Here is a 17,100-nt window from a genome sequence, read left to right on the forward strand (position 1 = left end):
GAAAGAGTGGCACGCGTTAAATTAGGAATATCACCGGTACGCCGCAGGGAAAGCAGGCCAGGCAAATAACAAAGAGAGGGGGAAAACGTCGAGGCCGTAGACAATGCGCGAGCAGCGCTGGCAACAACAGAAGCACCGACATGGTGCATCCAGGAGGATTCGAACCTCCGACCGCTCGGTTCGTAGCCGAGTACTCTATCCAGCTGAGCTATGGATGCAAATAAGATAAGCCGTAAAGCAGAGGGTCTAAATATAAAAAATGGTGCATCCAGGAGGATTCGAACCTCCGACCGCTCGGTTCGTAGCCGAGTACTCTATCCAGCTGAGCTATGGATGCATTGTAGTAACAAAACTGATTTTTCCTGACCGTGCAACAGGTCAATTAATGGTGCATCCAGGAGGATTCGAACCTCCGACCGCTCGGTTCGTAGCCGAGTACTCTATCCAGCTGAGCTATGGATGCATTCTTAAATAATGGCGGTGAGGGAGGGATTCGAACCCTCGATACAGCTTTTGACCGTATACTCCCTTAGCAGGGGAGCGCCTTCAGCCTCTCGGCCACCTCACCTACGCGCCGATGTTAAAGCTCATCGGCACTGCGTGGCGCACATATTACTTTCCCGGCCTGATAAGTCAAACAATTTTTCCCGTCTGGCGAGCGTTTGCGCAAAAGCCATGCAACTTGACCAGATTGACAGCACAATAACGCCCGGCACCGCCCTTATCCGGGAAAATGCAAGCTGTTGGTAAAGATTTTATGTAGAAATAATCAGTAAAAATTAAATGATTTTACAGCAGGAAAGGAGAGATTAGCGCCCCGCGCAAGCAAGGCGCCTGAAAAGATCAGAAGGGATTCTGTTGTGATTTTTCAGCCTGGATACGCTGGTATATTTCTTCACGGTGAACAGAGACTTCTTTAGGCGCATTGACACCGATACGTACCTGGTTGCCCTTGACTCCTAAAACCGTAACCGTTACCTCATCGCCAATCATGAGGGTTTCACCAACTCGACGAGTCAGAATAAGCATTCTTTGCTCCTTGAAAGATTAAAAGAGTCGGGTCTCTCAGTTTCCCGCCATTATCCATCATATACCGTGAAAACGTAAGTCATGTAAGCGACATAAAATGCCAGCAGGCTGACGACTTTCAACATCTGGTATAAGTTTAGTCGATATGACCAGCTTCGCGCCTAACTTTTGACTCAGCGGATAATACGAATCCAAACGCCATAACTTAACAGAAAGCTATGGCGTTTATCATAACGTATTCTTATCCGCTTTAGATTTTAGTCGCCAGCCAGGCCTCTACGCCGGCCAATGCCGCGGGCAGCGCCTTGACGTCGGTACCGCCGGCCTGGGCCATATCAGGCCGGCCGCCGCCTTTGCCGCCCACCTGCTGGGCCAGCTGGCCGATAAGGTCGCCGGCCTTAACGCGGTCGGTTAAATCTTTGGTGACGCCCGCGATCAGGCTGACTTTATCATCGGCGACGGTCGCCAGCACAATCACCGCCGACCCCAGCTGGTTTTTCAGATCATCCACCATGGTGCGCAGCATCTTGGGTTCAACGTTATCCAGTTTGCTGACCAGCAGCTTCACGCCGTTAACCAGCTTAACGTTGCCGGACAGCGCCGAACTTTCCTGCGCCGCCTGCTGGCTTTTGAGCTGCTGGATCTCTTTCTCCAACTGCCGGGAGCGCTCGATCAGGGCTTTTACCTTATCCGCCAGGCTTTGGTTATCCCCTTTGACCAACTGGGCGATGCCATGAATCAAATCGCTTTGCTGATGCAGGCTGGCTAAAGCCCCTTCGCCGGTCACGGCTTCAATGCGGCGGATGCCGGCCGCGGTGCCGGATTCGGAGATGATGCGGAACAGGCCGATATCCCCGGTGCGGCTGGCATGGATACCGCCGCACAGTTCGGTGGAGAAATCACCCATGCGCAGCACCCGTACCTTAGCGTCGTACTTCTCGCCGAAAAGCGCCATGGCCCCGGTGCCGCGCGCGGCCTCCAGATCCATGATCTCGGTCTCGATGGGCAGGTTCCGGCGGATTTGCTGGTTGACGATATCCTCCACGGCACGGATCTGCTGGGGTTTCATCGCTTCAAAGTGGGAGAAATCGAAACGCAGGTATTGATCGTTGACCAGAGAGCCTTTTTGCGCCACATGGGAGCCCAGCACCTGCCGTAGCGCCGCGTGCAACAAGTGGGTGGCGGAATGGTTAAGGCGAATACGGGAGCGGCGCGCTTCGTCCACGCTGGCGCTCACCGCATCCCCGACCTTGAGTTCGCCCATGGCCAGCCGGCCGACGTGCCCAAACGCCTGGCCATACTTTTGCGTATCGTCGACCGTAAACAGCCCCTGCATGGCCTTAAGCTCGCCCTTGTCGCCCACCTGGCCGCCGGATTCGCCATAAAACGGCGTTTCGTCCAGGACCACGACGGCGTCGTCACCCTGGCGTATGGACTGCACCGGCTCACCGTTGCGAAACAACGCGACCACGGTGCCGGTATGCTGCGCTTCGTCATAACCGAAGAACCGGGTGGCTTTATCCACGCGCAGCATGCTGTTGTAGTCGGCGCCGAAACCGCTGGACTCGCGGGCGCGGCGGCGCTGCGCATCCATGGCCCGCTCAAAGCCCTCTTCGTCCACCTTCAGTTGCCGCTCACGACAGACATCGGCGGTCAGGTCCAGCGGGAAACCATAGGTATCATACAGGCGAAAGGCGGTTTCACCGTCCAGGGTATCGCCCTTAAGCTTGCCCAGTTCCTCGTCCAGCAAGGCCAGGCCGCGCTCCAGCGTACGGGCGAATTGTTCTTCCTCGGTTTGCAGCACCTGCTCAACCCTTGCCTGCTGCTGTTTCAACTCCGCGGCGGCCGGACCCATCACGTCAATCAGCGGCGCAACCAGCCGATGGAAGAAGGCATCCCCGGCGCCCAGCATGTTGCCATGCCGTACGGCGCGGCGGATGATGCGCCGCAGGACATAGCCGCGGCCTTCGTTGGACGGCACCACGCCGTCAGCAATCAGGAAGGCGCAGGAGCGGATATGGTCGGCGATCACGCGTAACGATTTGCTGCCCAGGTCGGCGCAACCGGTCACCTGCGCCACCGCCTCGATAAGCGTACGGAACAGGTCGATGTCATAATTCGAGTTAACGTGTTGCAGCACCGCGGATATGCGCTCCAGTCCCATGCCGGTATCCACCGAGGGCTTGGGCAGCGGCAGCATGGTACCGTCTGATTGACGGTTAAACTGCATAAACACTAAATTCCAGATTTCAATGTACCGATCGCCGTCTTCCTCCGGGCTTCCCGGAGGACCGCCCCAGATATGATCGCCATGATCGTAGAAAATTTCCGAGCACGGGCCGCAGGGACCGGTATCGCCCATCTGCCAGAAGTTATCCGACGCATAGGCGCCGCCTTTATTGTCGCCAATGCGGATAATGCGTTCTTCTGGCACGCCGACGTCCCGCGCCCAAATGTTATAGGCCTCGTCGTCGGTGGCATAGACGGTCACCCAGAGCTTTTCCTTCGGCAGGTTGAACCAGGCGGCGCCGGTAAGGAGTTCCCACGCAAAGTTGATGGCGTCCTGCTTGAAGTAGTCGCCGAAGCTGAAATTACCCAGCATCTCAAAAAAGGTATGGTGGCGCGCGGTATACCCGACATTTTCCAGGTCGTTATGTTTACCGCCCGCGCGCACGCAGCGCTGGGATGTGGTGGCACGCCGGTATTGGCGTTTATCCAGCCCGAGGAAAACATCCTTGAATTGGTTCATGCCGGCATTGGTAAAAAGCAATGTCGGATCGTTATCTGGCACCAGGGAGCTACTTGCAACTACCTGGTGGCCTTTGCTATGGAAAAAATCGAGAAACGCTTGACGGATCTCAGCGGTGCTCTTGCTCATAGTTGTCCTGGAATCAAGCTAAACGAACGGATCGGAAACAGAATAGCGCAGTATTGGGGCGCTACAGTAGCGTTCACGAACTCAAAAGTGGGAATAAGATAAATTTTCTTGGAGGGGAAGTAAAATCCCACAGGCCATCAAATTAAAAATTTATATAAATTGATCGAATCTCATCGTAGGAAAAACCGCGGGAAAGAAGGTAACGCTGCACTTTGGCCCGGGCCTCCCGATCGGGGGGAAGCGGTTGGCCGAATTTTTTCCAGGCAACATCCTGCGCCTGCGCCGACCGATCGATTTGTGCTTCGGTAAAGGCGTTATCTATGATTTCCCTGTCTATTCCCTTTTGCAACAGTTCCATGCGGATCTTTTGTTCGCCATAGCCTCTTTTGCTGCGACTGTTCACATAACGCAGGGCGAAACGGGCATCGTCCAGCCAGTCATTTTGCAGGCAATAGTCAATAACTTCCTGAATATCGTCTTCTGTGATCTCCAGCGCATCCGCTGCCTTAACGACCGCTCTTGCTTTGAATCTCTGCCTGGCGGCCGGCTGCGTCGCCAGTTTACGACGCAGCTCCGCTTCGCTGTGATCGCGCAGCGTGAGCAAACGTAAGGCGCGATCGAGCAATGTGCTCATAAGCCGGCGACCCAGGGGACAAACCGCCCCCGGTCCCCTGCCCGGGCGGCATTATGCCTCTTCACTGCTCTCACGGGCCGCGCTTTCATCAATATCGTCGCTTTCGCCGGCAAAACTGGTCGTTTCAGGGCTGTTTAACAGCATATCACGCAGTTTTTTATCCAGCTCCGCCGCAATTTCCGGGCGCTCCTTCAGGAACACGCAGGCATTGGCCTTGCCCTGACCGATTTTTTCACCGTTGTAGCTATACCATGCCCCAGCTTTTTCGATGAGTTTGTGCTTAACGCCCAAGTCCACCAGTTCACCGCGGATATTGATACCCTCGCCATAGAGGATTTGGAATTCAGCCTGCTTAAACGGCGCGGCGACTTTGTTCTTCACCACTTTAACGCGTGTTTCGCTGCCCACCACCACTTCGCCTTCTTTGACGGAGCCGATGCGGCGTATGTCTAGACGTACCGAAGCGTAGAATTTCAGCGCGTTACCGCCGGTGGTGGTTTCCGGGTTACCGAACATGACGCCGATCTTCATGCGAATCTGGTTGATAAATATCAACAGCGTATTGGCGTTTTTCAGGTTACCCGCCAGTTTACGCATGGCCTGGCTCATCATACGTGCCGCCAGCCCCATGTGCGAGTCGCCGATTTCGCCTTCGATTTCAGCTTTCGGGGTCAGCGCCGCCACGGAGTCGACGATGATAACGTCAACCGCGCCGGAACGGGTCAGGGCGTCGCAGATTTCCAGGGCCTGTTCGCCGGTGTCGGGCTGCGAACACAGCAGGTTGTCGATATCCACGCCAAGTTTTTTTGCGTAGATAGGATCAAGGGCGTGCTCGGCATCGATAAACGCGCAGGTTTTACCTTCACGCTGCGCGGAGGCAATCACCTGCAGGGTCAGGGTGGTTTTACCCGACGATTCCGGCCCATAGATTTCAACGATGCGTCCCATGGGCAAGCCGCCGGCGCCCAGTGCAATATCAAGGGAAAGAGAACCCGTGGAGATTGTTTCAACATCCATTGAACGATCTTCACCCAGGCGCATGATAGAGCCCTTGCCAAACTGTTTTTCAATCTGGCTTAACGCTGCTGCTAACGCCTTTTGTTTATTCTCATCAATAGCCATTTCAACTCCTATCAAGCAGGGAGCGACATCGCTACCCTCTTTTCGCCAAACATCTATGCCGATACTGATGCTAATTATACTGTACAATCATACAGTATCAAGTACATTTTCAGAGAAATGTGTCTATGACGGTTTTTAACGCGAAATGTACCGCCTGACGCCGCACCGCATCCCGATCACCGTCAAAATGCATCAACTGCGAGAACACCGTCCGGTGCCGGCCGGCAAAACCAAACCACACGGTGCCGACCGGCTTCTCCAGCGTTCCTCCGTCCGGCCCCGCGATACCGCTAATGGCTACGGCGTAATCCGCCCCCGCCGCCGCCAGCGCGCCACGGGCCATTTCCAATACCACCGGATCGCTGACCGCGCCATGCTGTTCGAGGGTACTGACCTTGACGCCCAGCATCTCGGATTTGGCCTGGTTACTGTAAGTGACAAACCCGCGCTCGAACCAGCCTGAACTGCCGGCGACGTCGGTGAGGACCTTGGCCACCCACCCGCCGGTGCAGGACTCGGCGCAGGTGATAACACTGCCGGTCTGTTTCAGCGCCGCCCCAATCCGGGTGCTGAGCATTAAAAGATCGCTGTCGTTCATGATACTCCCATCCTGATAACAGAGGTGTCAAACGGGAAAAGGTCCGCCGTCGCGGCTATCGTTGTCATTGAGTATAACCTGAACCGGCCGGGTTACGGAGGCCGCATTTTTCGCTTGTAACCACTGTATTGATGCACTAAAGTTCTTATTAAACTATCTGTTATAATTTTATGTACTTTCTAATTACTTAATAACATTTATTGGAAGATCCAAAGTGGATTAGCATTCCCGACATCTTCAGGCATGCGCGCGTTGCGCGCCCTTAACCTTGTCACTTCAGGAATAACGATGAAAAAAACGACATTAGCACTTTTAGTCGGTTCGCTGCTTGTCACCGCAGTACAGGCGCAGGCGGAAGACGGCCTCGCGGCGATTAAAGCCGCCGGCACCATCACCTTCGGCACCGAAGGTACCTACGCGCCTTATACCTACCATGATAGCAGCGATAAGCTGGTGGGATTTGACGTTGATCTCGGCCGGGCGGTCGCCGCGAAACTCGGCGTTAAGGCGAAGTTTATCGAAGGACGCTGGGACGGCCTGATCGCCGGCCTGGACGCCAAGCGTTATGACGCCGTGATAAACCAGGTGGGCATTACGCCTGAACGCCAGGCGAAATATGATTTTTCCAAGCCCTACATCGACTCGAAAGTCGTGCTGATCGTGCGTGACGACAATACGACCATCAAGAGTTTCGACGACCTCAAAGGCCAGAAAGCCGCCCAAAGCCTGACCAGTAATTATTCCCAGGTGGCCACCAAGTACGGTGCCGAGCTGGTGCCCACCGACGGTTTTAACCAGTCGCTGGATTTGGTATTGAGCCGCCGCGCGACCGCAACGCTTAACGATAACCTGTCCTTCCTGGACTTCAAAAAACACAAACCGGACGCGCCGCTGAAAATCGTCGCCACCCAGGACGCCAACGCCCCTTCAGGCATCCTGATCCGCAAAAATCAGCCCGATCTGGTGAAAGCGCTGAATACCGCGCTGGATGAAGTCAAAGCGGACGGCACCTATAAAACCATCGCCATTCGTTACTTCGGTCAGGACATTTCTCAATAATGTTTTTGCAGCAGGAGTTCTAGCAGATGCCGCCGTGGCTACAACTGATGTTGGACTCCTTCTGGCGATTGTTCGCCGCTGGAGTCATGTTTACCTTGCCGCTGGCGATACTTTCCTTTATCGGCGGGCTGGCGGTGGGTTTCGTGGTGGCGCTGATCCGCCTGTACGGTCCGCAGCCGCTAAAAGGGATAATGGACTTTTATGTCTGGGTGATACGCGGTACGCCGCTGTTGGTGCAGTTATTCCTGATTTTTTATGGTTTGCCCAGCGCCGGCATCACCCTGGACGCTTTTCCGGCTGCGCTGATAGGGTTTATCCTCAGCGTCGGCGCCTATAGCTCGGAAATTATCCGCGGCGCCATACTGTCGGTCCCCAAGGTACAATGGGAAGCGGCCTACGCCATCGGCATGAGCAGCAACCAGGCCATGCGCCGCGTAATCTTGCCGCAGTCGGTATTTGTGTCGCTGCCGCCGCTGGCCAACTCCTTTATTTCGCTGATCAAGGATACTTCATTGGCGGCGGTGATCACCGTGCCGGAAATGTTCCTGGCGGCGCAGCGTATCGTGTCCGTCACTTATGAACCCCTGATACTGTATATTGAGGCAGCATTTATTTACCTCATGTTCAGCACCGTGCTCAGCAAACTACAGGCCAGGCTGGAAGTCTATTTCCGACGTTACGAATAAAGTTGTTGTGTATTGACGCCGTCACTGGCGTCAATATTTTTAAGCTGGAATACGCAACGCCGCGATAGCCTCAATCGACATCCTCCATGATAAAGTTGGAAAAGCGATATTCCGGCAATCTGGCTTCCTCAATACGGCCGATTCTTACCGGCCGCTCGCTATTGGAATCACACAATGATTTTATGTAGCGCCAATACATTTTTTCTGCTTCGATATGGTCGATCAGCGGATCCAGCACGCCTTCCGCAATAGAGATGGCTATTTTTTTATCGGTATAGACGTTGTCAGTATTATCTGAATTCTCATCGGCATGTTCTTCCAGGCCATCGGGTTCGTTACTGTCCAGCATTTCCGCCATTTTTTTTATCATCGCCAGATTAGCATTTGCGGCCTGCGGGGATGAATAGAATAGTCCATCACTGAATAATGCTTCCATCACCTCATAAAAACAAAAATTCATTTCTCCCTGGATATATCTTATTTTATTATTAACCGACACTCCTGCATATTCCCGATTCATGAGATTGTCATTTTCATAACCATAGCTGGCCAAGACTTGTCTGTCGCTTACCACCACAGGTACGTTTTTGATGGTATGGATATCGCCGCTGATACTATAATGTTCTTTATCATTATTTTTATAACCATTGGCGCTGTAGTTGACTTCAATATCAAACCGCTTGGTTGGAATGCGTTCGCGGTTTGAATAGGTTGGAAAAACGTCACCGGGCTTACTGTCCTGGTGCTGATAAGCGCGATGAATCGATGTCACTTTTTGCAGGCCGATCCAGTCAAATATGGATTGCGCCTGGGAGGGTTTTCTCACTTCATCAATATAGGCCATAACGTCTATATCAAGATAGATGCCTAACATTATCGCCCAAGGCTCAATAGCCAGCATCATATGGGATAAAGTGGTATCTTGCTCAATGATAACCGGATGACGAAAAAATTTTAGCAAGAAAAAGGGATCATTTTCCTCCAGGCACGACTGTAAAGACAACAATGGGATAGCCGTCAAATCATCATAATCCGAACGAAATCTCAAAATAGCGTCTTGACAGAAAATCAATGATCCGTCCATGCCCCACCCCAGCAACAGTTAATAAATAGCCATGACCGATCATCCCTTTCTGATGATAAATCAACAATATTTATAGGTTGTATTATAGTCTTCGCGTGCCTGTCAAATGCGTATTTTGCCAAATCAGAAAATATATAACAAAGGGCGCATCAATTTTTACTCGCACTACTTTCGCCATGGGCATATCGACTCCACCGGGCGGCAAAACGTCTGTTCACATCACATTTCCGCGATCGATATTATCCGATGGCACAGGTGTGACTGGCAAAAAAATCCAGGGATGATTGCCTCTCACGCTGCTGCGACATATTATGGTGTATCAATTAATGCAACTTGCTTTTGTGGCTAATCAGCGCGCCGCATCAAGCTGGATGCCTGTATCTGTATTAATATTACCCCATGGCATTCTCCAGCGGACAGTGAATATCAAAAAATAGGGCCGGTCATTATTTTCCGGAGGTTGTCAGATAACCATAAACGGACCATTCAAACTTTTCCATCAAAAAAATGATGAATAAATTTAATCAAATGGCTATGCAAGTAACTTACATTAAGTCTTTTAATATCAGTTTATTGAAAAAAATTATAGTATTTTAACCAAGCGGCGCCAGGTCGAAGGGGAACGGACTGTTCATTTACCATAGCAGCCCGTCCTGTACCGGCAGAGACGTTATAACTGTTAAGATTTATGCTTTTTTTTTAACCATTAGCGCTATCGTCGCTGAAAGCCAGCGCGTCGCAACAGCGGGAGAAAGCCGATTGGCCTGTGCCAGCGGATGGGCAGACATCGACGTCTTTCAAAAGAACACATTAGCCTTGCTCACACCTTCGCGGCGACAGGTGTTGCCTGTGGTTTATCATGGGCCGCGATAAAAGCCGGATAGCCCACCATCACCACGGCGGCGATAAGCGTATTGACCACCAAAAGCTGATCGGTATTGGTCAAACGGGTGGTACCCAATACCGAGGCCGCCGTCAGGGCGATGCTGGTCACTGCGGTAAAGAAGGAGGTACGCATGGCATTGGTGGTGAGAAATTGTTCTGCGGCCTGCCCGGCGGTCGGCCAGTGGCCGTTGCCGATGCGCGGCCGGCTTAGCCCGACGCGTACCCCTTCCCGGCGCGACGTCGGTGTATTGGGGGCGCAAGAATGGCCGGTGCGACGACGAAGCAGTGGCGTTGCCGGCGTAGCGGCGAACCAGCGCATCAGCGCCGGGCGCTGCAGATCGTCAAATACCTCGGTTAGGGCATTCAACGCGCCGCGCAGGAGGTCATGGACAATATTCGGCTGTATAACCACCGCGGCCGCACTGGCGGCGGAAGCCCAATCCATCATCTGTTTGGTGATCCGTTCGGCTTCATCCATGACATAGCCGGCGCCCGAATGCGGTGCGAGCCCCGTCATGGCGACGCCCAGCCCCCCCTGCGCCAGGCCGTAAAACAGGCTGGAACAGATAAGGCCGCCGGCATTCAGACCGCCATTATCGTGCAAGGGAAAAAACAGTTGAAGCAGATCCCGCATCAAGGTATAGGTCAGCGTCTGCGCCCCCACGGATCCCATCAGCGTTCCAAGAGTAAAACCTGGCCGGTGGCTTGCCACCAGCATCAGCGCGCCGGAGCTTAATAATCCCATGGCAATGCGGGAGGCGCGCGAGACGACGGTGGCGGTGCCGTTCCTTTCATCACGCACCGCGCCGGCCAGGTTAAGCGCGGGTCCCAACAACATCGAGACAATGCCCGCGACCAGGCGTGGCGGTAACGAGGCTGTCGCGCCCAGCAAGAAGAAATTCTTTTCCACAGCAAAACCGACCATTTGCCGCAGCAGGGTAGTAAAAGCAACAATAGTGCCGGTGCGCGTCGCCACGGTAATAACATTAGCGATGCGGCGCGCACCGGTACCGGTCACAATGGTATAATCATTGCTCATGACGGCGCCGATAAAATCAATCATTACACGCCCGCGGTCATAAAACGTCGCCCCGGGATGCTGACGCAGCTCATGGCGAAGATGCAGCGCCAGTTGATGCTCCGCCGTGCCCGGGCAGGTGGATAACGTAATGTCTCCTCCCTTTTCAAGCAGAGTCGTTACGCTATCCAGCATACGTTCCGCGTCCGGTAATTCATCGGCCTTCAGCGTCGCTAATAAATCGCCCGCCAATGCATCCAGCTGGCGGCAAATACTGGTTGCATGTTTTATCAATGGTTCGGTGGCAACCTCTATACCGGCGAGGTCTTGCTGTAACTTTAGGGATTGTTCTAGCGCATGTGACGCATGGGAATTGTCCTGAAACCGGCTATCAACCTTATCCTCATCCGTGTCTTCTTTTATAGGCAGTGCGCCATAACCTGCTGTATTTATCTGATAGCAAGGTAACATACTATTTTATTCCACATATCATGTCCGCAAAAGGCAGATCCTGAAATTATATATCGGCCATGCCCGTCTGGGCGATGCGTATCATGGCGTGGGATTTAATTTTTGTCATGCAATTAAACTTTTTTGCCTTGAAATAACTTATGTACCTGAACAGAGATATATATTTCAGTTGGTATGAATGTAATTTAAAATAAATAATAATTAATCTTAAGATAGAGCATGCACTGCACAGGGGACATGCAGGCGATTTTTACCCGCGATGTGAGGGCACGGGCAACAACCCGAGCCGCCGCCCAGGTATCGTCTCGTTTACCATCAAGGTCCCGTCCATCCCTGATACTGGCGCAAACCAGGGATAACCGCCGGTTGCCATTCAGCTTTTTTTGACAAATTCCGATTTCAGCTTCATCGCACCGAAGCCGTCGATTTTGCAATCAATATTATGATCGCCTTCAACCAGTCGAATGCCTTTTACTTTTGTGCCGATTTTCAGCGACGAGGCGCTGCCTTTCACCTTTAAATCTTTTATAACGGTAACCGTGTCGCCGTCCGCCAGCAGGTTGCCGTTGGCATCCTTAACGATCAACCCTTCCCCGGCGGCAGTCGCATCCGCCGTTGCCGACCATTCATGCCCGCATTCCGGACAGTTGTAGTGCTCCGCGTCCTGCCAGGTGAAGGCGGATCCGCATTGGGGGCAATGGGGTAATTGATTCACTTTAACTCCTTAATAAGAACAATAACGAGACAAACTCTTGCTGATGAGCCGTCACCATGACGGCACGCGGGGATTCTACCTTGTTTACCGGGCCGGAGAACAGCATGGCCTGGCGGATGGCGACGGTGGTTATCCGTGTTGCCTTGGCATTTCACTCAGTGGGGTTGAAGCCATTTCCCGTTTACCGCCGGGATAATGGCTTGGATTTGCGGTGACGTTATCGGCCGGCGTTACTCGGACAGGCTTTGCGCGGCCTTCTCAATCAGCGCCGCGACCTGCCGCGGCTGTGAGGCGAAGACCGCATGGCTGGCCTTGACTTCAACGACATGGCTTTGCGCGCGTTTGGCCATGAACCGCTCCAGATCCGGATTAATGGCCCGGTCCTGCGTCGCGACCAACGCCCAGCTGGGTTTGGTTTTCCAGGCCGGTTCCGCCGCAGGCGTGGTGAAAATAGCGGCGGCGGGCATGACCTGGGAGCGTGCCATAAAGCTGGCCTGGCCCACCGGCAGATCGGCTGCGAAATCGGCGTGATAAAGTTCGGGTTTCAGGTAGAGGAAATGGTCGGCGGTTTCGGCGATGCCTTTCGTGGCCGGAGGGATTTTGCCTGACAGACCGGCGAGCGTTTCCCCTTTTTCAGGCTGTAAAGCGGCAATGTACACCAGGCCGGCAACGGAAGGATCCTGGCCGGCTTCGCTGATAATAAAGCCGCCATAGCTGTGCCCGACCAGCAGCGATTTGCCCTGTTGCTGGCCGAGAATCCGGCGGGTGGCCGCGACGTCGTCGGCCAAAGACGTTTGCGGCTCCTGCACAATGGCAACATGATAGCCGGCCTTGTCCAGGATGCGGGTCACCTCTTGCCAACCGGAACCATCGGCAAAAGCGCCATGGACCAGGACAATATTTTTAACGGGACTTGCCAGCGCGGTGCCCAGGGTGGCGAAAGACAATGCCATGACGGCGGCCAGACGTGTCAGCGTTTTCTTCAGCATAAAGTTTTCCTCGTTGATAGTTGGTGTGGATATTAATTATCTCAATAACAATTATCGCGATAAGTAATATGCTATTAACATTAGCAGCACACCCTTTGATGTCAAGCTATTTGTTATCGCGATAGCTAATAAGCGATTAACGGTGGTATGATACTGTTCAGACTGGTGCTTAAGGAGCATGCCGTGGTACATCGTCCCCGTCTGGCGGAGCAGCTTTGCTATGCCATTTACTCCACCTCCATCGCCATCAAGCGGCTTTATAAACCGATGCTTGACGCCATGGGCGTGACCTATCCGCAGTATCTGGTGCTGAATGTCTTGTGGGAACAGGGCAAACAATCCATCGGCAGCATTGGCGACGCGCTGGGGCTGGAAACCAGTACGCTGACGCCGCTGCTAAAACGGCTGGAAACGGAGGGATTTATCGAACGCGTGCGCAATCCCGAGGACGAGCGGCAGGTCATGATCTCCATCACCGACAAAGGACAACGGCTGGAAGAGCCGTCATCGTGCCTGTCCGAGGCGCTGTTTTGCAACGCCGATATGGAGCTTGCCCAGTTGCAGAGGCTCAATCAGGAAATTAATAGGCTGCGGGAAAATATCGTCAGCCGGCACGGCGCGAAAAAACCGGCCTGAACGGCGCGCTATCCGGCGTAGGGGGTGCCATCGCCTCCCTGGGACGCCGTCGCTTAAAGCACGGGCTATTTACCTGGGCTATTTTTCGGTTTCAGCCCGGCGGCGGCACAGCGCCCCTGCCGGCGACGCTGTCGCAACTCACCGGGCTGGATGCACACCACGGTCGGGTGACGTGCGGGACGTTGCCGGTTTTGACGATAGGGCATTCCCGCTGGTTTCCCTGCCATGGAGACTCCGTTATCATGGGCGCTGGACCTGAATGTAAGATGTAGCGATTGTCCTTGCGATAGAGTGATAATTCATGAGAACAACCATGGTAATCCCCCCGAAAAACCAGTGCATGCCTAAGTAGAATTTTATCCTAATCTGAATACAGAGGGGATTTCTATGTGTCGCTACCGATGTAATTATGACCACCGGGAGTGCGGACGAAAACTTGGACTGCTTTGGAGGTAGTCCATGTATTCGTTCGAAGAGCGTATCCGTGCTGTTGAACTCTATGTCAAATATGGCAGAAAAGCGTCGCCGGTTGTTCGCGAGCTGGGGTATCCGTTTCGTAAAAACCTTATTCGCTGGGTTCGTGCATGGGAATTCTCAGGAGAATTAACTGGAAAAAGTGGCGGGTGTCCCGCTATACGACCGAGCAAAAACAGGCTGCTGTAGAGCACTATCTGACCCACGCTTGTTGTTTAGCATTTACTTGCAGGACACTGGGATACCCTTTACTTGCAGGACACTGGGATACCCTTGCAGTGAGCTTCTGGTGCGCCGGATTGACGAGTTGCATCCCGGCAGGCTCCGGATGATCACGAGTACCAAAAAGCATAACATTACTTTTGAGCCCGAACAGAGGCGGCAGGCGGTCAGGGACCTGTGCATGCGCCGCATCCCGGCGCGGGTCATCGCACAGAAGCTTGGCGTCAGCCGGCAGGTATTGTACAAATGGAAGGATGAAATGCTTGGTGACGAGGCATATCAATCCATGCGCAAACGTAACGTGGCTTCGCCTGAGGATACGCGCGATGCTCTGTTCGATGAAATTACTCAGCTTAAACAGCAAGTACAGCGGTTACAGCTGGAACGGGATATCCTCACGAAGGCGATAGGCTGATAATCTGGCCCAACGGTGGAGTTGGGCCAGAAAAGCGCGATCAATAGAGACGAAGCGTTAATTACATTTTCCTGTCGGGGCTTTCAGCGGACCGCATTCACCGTAGTCAAGCAATATGTAACCTTTTCTCTGCATACAACTTTCTATTTTCCCGATACGATTTTTATGCTGCTCAAGACTTTCTCCAGGATGAACATAATTCCGGCTAAAATAATCCGGCGCAATATTTTTATCCAGCCCGCAGCTGTAGAGATCCCGTGTACGCTGCGCAACGTCTGTATGCCCGAGCTGGCCCGGTTTCTGAATGGTATGTGCATACGGGAAATAGGTGTAATTGCTGGAATCCATATCGGCGACCACGCAACCAGTGAGCAGAGTGCAGAAAAACAGTACGGCTTTATTCAGCATGGTTAATTACATTTTCCTGTCGGGGCCTTTAGCGGACCGCACTCTGAAAATTCAAGCGTGTCATACCCTTTATCGCGCATACATTGTTCAAGTTTATGCGCTCGGGCTAATGCCTGATCCACGGTTTGCCCCGGCGCGACGCCAACACGTTGCCAGCGAGGCGAGTCAGGGTTTTCGTTTTCAGGCACGCCACAGGCATGAAGATCCCGAGTTCGCTGCGCACGATCGGTATGACCGTGCTGCCCTTTTTTCTGAAAGATCTGCACATAAGGGACGCTTGTATAATTGCTGGAATCCATATCGGCGACCACACAACCCGTTAAGCTAAACATGCAGACGATAACCGCGAGTTTCTTGAGCATGACAATTCCTTATGTGCTTGTCGCAAAAATGAGTTCCAGTAATTCTGATCCTACCCAGCAATAACGGACACAGCCCTAAGCGAGATTCTTTCGTTCATATTGTTCCGGGCTTAGCCTACCATTGGCACTGTGCCGACGGTAGCGGTTATAGTCAATTTCAATGTAACTGAACACCGCGTCTTTTATTTCCTGTCTGCTGGCAAAATATTCTCCATGGCTTAGCTCAACCTTCAGGCTATGGAAAAAGCTTTCAGCGCAGGCATTATCATAACAACAACCTTTAGCGCTCATACTTGGCTTTAACTTATTGTCTTTTAAGATATTACTGTAATCTCGGGAACAATGCTGGCTGCCTCTGTCAGTGTGGACAATGATACCACGAGGTTTTTTTCTTCTCTGTAACGCCATTTTCATTGCATCGCAGGCCAGTTTTGCCGTCATCCGTTCAGACATGGACCAACCCACTACCGCGCGCGAATAAAGATCTATAATAACAGAAAGATATAACCAACCTTCTTCTGTCCACAAGTACGTAATGTCACCCACCCATTTCTGATTCGGAATGTCAGCGTTAAGGCATTGATTCAACAGGTGGGGGGCCACCGGCAGACTCTGATTGCTATTCGTCGTGGCTTTAAAACGCCGTGCTGCACGCGCCTTCAGCCCCTGGCGACGTAGACTGTCCGCCACTGTTTTGCGATTCCAGCCAAAACCGGCTTCGCGTAAGTCCAGGGTGAGTCTCGGTGCGCCATAACGCTGTTTGGCTTGATTAAATGCAGCAAGGACTCGGGTATCGCGGGTTTGCCTGGCCTGCTGGCGAGATGACGGTACTCTTTGACGAGCCAGCCAAGCATAGAAACCACTGCGAGAAGCATGCAACACACGCGCCATGCTTTTTACCCTAAATATTGCCTGATGATTTTCCATAAACACATACTTCATTTCAGGCGATTGGCGAAGTATATGGTCGCCTTTTGGAATATAGCCAATTCCTCATCTTTCTCGGCGAGTTGGCGCTTAAGGCGGGCGATCACGGCGAGTTGCTGTTGTTCCCGCTCACCGTTGTTGTTCTGCCGGCGGGTTTTAGAACGCCACGTATAAAGTTGTGATTCATAGAGATTAAGTTCTCGGGCACCTTGAGCCACGCCGACGGTGTCGGCCAGTGCCAACGCTTGCTCGCGAAACTCGGGCGTGTATTGATTGCGCAGCTTATTTTTAACAGCATGTCCGTCAAATCTGGGTAGGATCACTTAACCCCGGTTGCACCACAGGAGACACGTAAACCACGATTTTCGCCAATATCAGCTTTATCTTTGTCACCTGGCTTCATCATTTCTATCGCTTTAAACGACAGTGGCTTTGCCTCTTGTTTTCCTGCCCTAAAGACTCCGTTATCATGCTCCCTACGCATTTAT

At 52.8% G+C, this 17,100-nt stretch carries 15 protein-coding genes, 4 tRNA genes and 2 pseudogenes; 4 read left to right on the plus strand and 17 right to left on the minus strand.

Annotated elements, in window-relative coordinates; genetic code table 11:
- Positions 1-141 precede the first annotated feature (141 nt).
- The 9 genes from ACL2XG_RS10780 to pncC all read right to left on the minus strand — a co-directional run bounded on the left by ACL2XG_RS10780 (position 142) and on the right by pncC (position 6,261).
- Positions 142-218: transfer RNA gene (locus ACL2XG_RS10780), tRNA-Arg, on the minus strand.
- Positions 219-260: 42 nt separating this feature from the next.
- Positions 261-337, minus strand: a tRNA-Arg gene (locus ACL2XG_RS10785).
- A 49-nt stretch (positions 338-386) separates the two neighbouring features.
- Positions 387-463: transfer RNA gene (locus tag ACL2XG_RS10790), tRNA-Arg, on the minus strand.
- Between the two features lie 12 nt (positions 464-475).
- Positions 476-568 (minus strand) — tRNA-Ser (locus tag ACL2XG_RS10795).
- A gap of 275 nt (positions 569-843) precedes the next feature.
- The gene (gene csrA / locus ACL2XG_RS10800; protein ID WP_132926210.1) at positions 844-1,029 is read right to left on the minus strand and encodes a carbon storage regulator CsrA; all 186 of its coding nucleotides are present in this window, start codon (positions 1,027-1,029) and stop codon (positions 844-846) included.
- A 250-nt stretch (positions 1,030-1,279) separates the two neighbouring features.
- Positions 1,280-3,907 (minus strand): alanine--tRNA ligase, encoded by a 2,628-nt coding sequence (gene alaS, locus ACL2XG_RS10805; RefSeq protein WP_413722185.1) that lies wholly within the window; start codon positions 3,905-3,907, stop codon positions 1,280-1,282.
- A gap of 142 nt (positions 3,908-4,049) precedes the next feature.
- Entirely contained in the window at positions 4,050-4,541 is a 492-nt protein-coding gene (locus tag ACL2XG_RS10810) for a regulatory protein RecX (protein WP_410016318.1), read from the minus strand.
- A 51-nt stretch (positions 4,542-4,592) separates the two neighbouring features.
- Positions 4,593-5,663: a recombinase RecA gene (gene recA / locus ACL2XG_RS10815; RefSeq protein ID WP_410016319.1), complete on the minus strand. Its 1,071-nt coding sequence runs from the start codon at positions 5,661-5,663 to the stop codon at positions 4,593-4,595.
- A gap of 109 nt (positions 5,664-5,772) precedes the next feature.
- Complete coding sequence (pncC, locus tag ACL2XG_RS10820; RefSeq protein WP_413722184.1) at positions 5,773-6,261, minus strand: nicotinamide-nucleotide amidase; 489 nt, start codon at positions 6,259-6,261, stop codon at positions 5,773-5,775.
- Between the two features lie 288 nt (positions 6,262-6,549).
- On the opposite strand from pncC, the gene ACL2XG_RS10825 reads away from it, so the two are divergent.
- A complete protein-coding gene (locus tag ACL2XG_RS10825; RefSeq protein WP_413722183.1) occupies positions 6,550-7,320 on the plus strand; it encodes an amino acid ABC transporter substrate-binding protein in 771 nt (256 codons plus the stop codon).
- Positions 7,321-7,346: 26 nt separating this feature from the next.
- Positions 7,347-8,006, plus strand: a complete 660-nt coding sequence (locus tag ACL2XG_RS10830) for an amino acid ABC transporter permease (protein WP_410016322.1) — start codon at positions 7,347-7,349, stop codon at positions 8,004-8,006.
- 70 nt (positions 8,007-8,076) lie between these two features.
- On the opposite strand, the gene ACL2XG_RS10835 is transcribed toward ACL2XG_RS10830, so the two are convergent.
- From ACL2XG_RS10835 to ACL2XG_RS10850, 4 genes are all read right to left on the minus strand, one after another.
- Positions 8,077-9,090, minus strand: a complete 1,014-nt coding sequence (locus ACL2XG_RS10835) for a hypothetical protein (RefSeq protein WP_413722182.1) — start codon at positions 9,088-9,090, stop codon at positions 8,077-8,079.
- A gap of 820 nt (positions 9,091-9,910) precedes the next feature.
- On the minus strand, positions 9,911-11,287 hold the full coding sequence (locus tag ACL2XG_RS10840) for a hypothetical protein (protein WP_413722181.1): 1,377 nt from the start codon (positions 11,285-11,287) through the stop codon (positions 9,911-9,913).
- 550 nt (positions 11,288-11,837) lie between these two features.
- Positions 11,838-12,179, minus strand: a complete 342-nt coding sequence (locus tag ACL2XG_RS10845; protein WP_410016325.1) for a zinc ribbon domain-containing protein YjdM — start codon at positions 12,177-12,179, stop codon at positions 11,838-11,840.
- A gap of 230 nt (positions 12,180-12,409) precedes the next feature.
- Positions 12,410-13,168 carry an alpha/beta hydrolase gene (locus ACL2XG_RS10850; RefSeq protein WP_410016326.1) on the minus strand — a complete coding sequence of 253 codons (759 nt, stop codon included), beginning with the start codon at positions 13,166-13,168 and terminating at the stop codon, positions 12,410-12,412.
- 147 nt (positions 13,169-13,315) lie between these two features.
- Here ACL2XG_RS10850 and ACL2XG_RS10855 point away from each other — a divergent pair, with 147 nt between their 5' ends.
- Together ACL2XG_RS10855 and ACL2XG_RS10860 are read left to right on the plus strand one after the other, a co-directional pair.
- Positions 13,316-13,804 (plus strand): MarR family winged helix-turn-helix transcriptional regulator, encoded by a 489-nt coding sequence (locus ACL2XG_RS10855; RefSeq protein ID WP_413722180.1) that lies wholly within the window; start codon positions 13,316-13,318, stop codon positions 13,802-13,804.
- Between the two features lie 459 nt (positions 13,805-14,263).
- Positions 14,264-14,906 (plus strand): annotated as a pseudogene (locus tag ACL2XG_RS10860) (transposase); the annotation flags it as partial.
- A gap of 66 nt (positions 14,907-14,972) precedes the next feature.
- Here the strand turns inward: ACL2XG_RS10860 and ACL2XG_RS10865 are convergent.
- The 4 genes and pseudogenes from ACL2XG_RS10865 to ACL2XG_RS10880 form a co-directional block, all read right to left on the minus strand.
- On the minus strand, positions 14,973-15,323 hold the full coding sequence (locus tag ACL2XG_RS10865; RefSeq protein ID WP_413722179.1) for a hypothetical protein: 351 nt from the start codon (positions 15,321-15,323) through the stop codon (positions 14,973-14,975).
- A gap of 2 nt (positions 15,324-15,325) precedes the next feature.
- Entirely contained in the window at positions 15,326-15,685 is a 360-nt protein-coding gene (locus tag ACL2XG_RS10870) for a hypothetical protein (protein ID WP_413722178.1), read from the minus strand.
- 75 nt (positions 15,686-15,760) lie between these two features.
- A protein-coding gene (locus ACL2XG_RS10875) for an IS3 family transposase (protein ID WP_413723549.1) occupies positions 15,761-16,932 on the minus strand; the annotation gives its coding sequence in 2 pieces (ribosomal slippage) (positions 15,761-16,653 and positions 16,653-16,932; 1,173 coding nt in all).
- A gap of 2 nt (positions 16,933-16,934) precedes the next feature.
- Positions 16,935-17,096: pseudogene (locus ACL2XG_RS10880) on the minus strand (integrase); the annotation flags it as partial.
- Between the last annotated feature and the right edge of the window lie 4 nt (positions 17,097-17,100).

This window comes from Sodalis sp. RH24 (assembly GCF_047324145.1).
Lineage (GTDB): Bacteria > Pseudomonadota > Gammaproteobacteria > Enterobacterales > Enterobacteriaceae > Acerihabitans.